This window comes from Bartonella florencae (genome assembly GCF_000312525.1).
Taxonomy (GTDB): Bacteria; Pseudomonadota; Alphaproteobacteria; order Rhizobiales; family Rhizobiaceae; genus Bartonella; species Bartonella florencae.
This window is the reverse complement of sequence record NZ_HE997452.1, coordinates 67,277-69,302: the sequence shown is the minus strand read 5'-3', so window position 1 is coordinate 69,302 and position 2,026 is coordinate 67,277. Positions and strand designations below refer to the sequence as shown.

3 protein-coding genes are annotated in these 2,026 nt (G+C 39.6%); all 3 read left to right on the top strand.

The genetic code is table 11. From position 1 onward, the window contains the following. Positions 1-203 precede the first annotated feature (203 nt). Entirely contained in the window at positions 204-1,331 is a 1,128-nt protein-coding gene (locus BN202_RS03075; RefSeq protein WP_019219067.1) for a N4-gp56 family major capsid protein, read from the top strand. A 17-nt stretch (positions 1,332-1,348) separates the two neighbouring features. Further along, on the top strand, positions 1,349-1,729 hold the full coding sequence (locus BN202_RS03070; protein ID WP_034987165.1) for a hypothetical protein: 381 nt from the start codon (positions 1,349-1,351) through the stop codon (positions 1,727-1,729). A 12-nt stretch (positions 1,730-1,741) separates the two neighbouring features. Beyond that, a partial coding sequence (locus BN202_RS03065) for a hypothetical protein (RefSeq protein WP_019219065.1) occupies positions 1,742-2,026 on the top strand: 285 nt, incomplete at its 3' end.

Below are 2,026 nucleotides of genomic sequence, written 5' to 3'. Positions count from 1 at the left end.
AATAACCAAACAAACTCTTTCCGATATGTCAGAGAAGGAATTTGATGCGTGGATAGCTAATCCGAAGAATGAAGCACGTTTTTATGAAATTATGGGTGCAGATCCTGATTAGGCAATAAATTTTACGACATAATCCGTTTTTGATACGGGTTTTTCACCGGCTTTAAGCCGGTTTTTTTACAGAAAAGAAAGGTGAAATCAAAATGGCAACAACCCATATAGGAACTCATGATCCACAATCGGTAAAATTGTGGTCACAGAAATTAAGCAATGAAGTTTTAAAAGCGACGAAAATTGCGCCCTTGATTGGCAAAAGTTCAAACAGCATTATCCAGCTTTACAACGAAACCCATAAGAGTGCAGGGGATAGTGTTACATTCAGTTTGCTGGTGAATTTGTTTGGGGATGGTGTCACTCAAGGTGAAACTTTAGAGGGCAATGAAGAAGCGCTTCAATTTATGAATGATCGATTGGTCATTAACGAGCTCTTACATGCAGCACGTGTAGCCAATGATGACTCGATTGATCAACAGAGAATACTGCCAAATTTACGCAAGAAAGCCAAAGAAGGCTTGGTTCGCTGGTATGCCAATCGTTTAAGTATCATGTTCTTTTTACAGGTATGTGGTTATACAGCGCGTACGATCAATGTTGATGGTCGAGAAGTATATATTAAGCCGGTTCATTATGGCTTTAATGAAATCATGGCGCCAAGCAGTGAACGGATTATCCGCCCAGATAATAAAGCCAATGATGAAGACCTTACCGATAAAGGCAAACATAGCTTTAGTCTTAAATTGATTGATGAAGCGGTTAAGCAAGCGAAACTTGCCAATCCACAAATTTCTCCGGTTCACGTCAATGGTGATGATGTTTATGTACTTTATTTGCATCCAACACAAGTTATGCAGTTGCGAACCAATACGGCAGTCGGTGAATGGTTAGATATACAAAAATCCGTTTATGCAACGTCTCGTGCGAAGAACCCAATCTTTGATGGTTCTCTAGGCATGTATAATGGCGTTATATTGCGTGAAGCAATCCATGTCACTCACGGTGTTAAATCGACCGATCATACAGCCTTCAAAGGTGTGCGTCGTGCGGTATTCTTAGGAGCCCAAAGTGCGATTATAGGTTTTGGTAAAAATCACAGTGCAACACATTACACGCTCAAGGAAGAATATTTTGATTATGAACGTGAATTTGGTGTGGCAGCCAAGACTTTGATAGGCATGAAGAAAACACGTTTCAAAATGCCAAATAGTGCACAAACAGCACAAGATTTTGGAACGATTGTTATCTCCACCTACAGTGGTGAAGCAGCAGTATAATGAGAGGAAAAAAGAACATGGCAGATTATTTACCACCTCCATTGCAAGGTAGAAGTCTTCATACTCAACAGGTGAGTTTTTTGCGGTTTAATTTTACTCATGAGGATACCAGTCATACTGTAAAAATAGGGACGTTGCCTCGTGGTGCTTTGATTACTTCAATCAAAGCGTATGTTAAGTCAGTTTTTTCAGAAACAAAGTTACAAATTGGCAGTAGCGCTAGCGGAAAAGAATTTGGTGAAAAAGATATCAAAACCCAAGGGACGCAAGATTTTACACCAACCGATCAAAAGGTTTTTGTTGGAGATGATAAGGAATTAACCTTTTATGCCAGAACAGATAAAAAGGTTCAGTCTGGTGAATGTGTGATTGTTGTACAATTTGTGGTAAATTATTGAGGAAAAACATACATGGCAGAAGGATTACCAAAGCCCTTACAGGGCAGAAATTTTCACACGCAACAGGTGAGTTTTTTTCGTTTGAACATATCGCATAAAGATAAGCATCTTACGGAGAAAATCGGGATCTTACCTCGTGGTGCTTTGATCACTTCAATCAAAGCATATGTTAAGACGGCGTTTACGGACGCGAAGTTGAAGATTGGCAGCACCTATGGAGGCAAAGAATTCAGTGAAAAGGATATCAAAGCCCAAGGGACGCAAGAATTTACATCAACAGATCACAAAGAGTTTGTA

What these genes read in the sequence shown, in the direction of transcription:
- BN202_RS03075 (WP_019219067.1), top strand. Translation starts at nt 204, where the DNA reads ATGGCAACAACCCATATAGGAACTCATGATCCACAATCGGTAAAATTG.
- BN202_RS03070 (WP_034987165.1), top strand. Translation starts at nt 1,349, where the DNA reads ATGGCAGATTATTTACCACCTCCATTGCAAGGTAGAAGTCTTCATACT.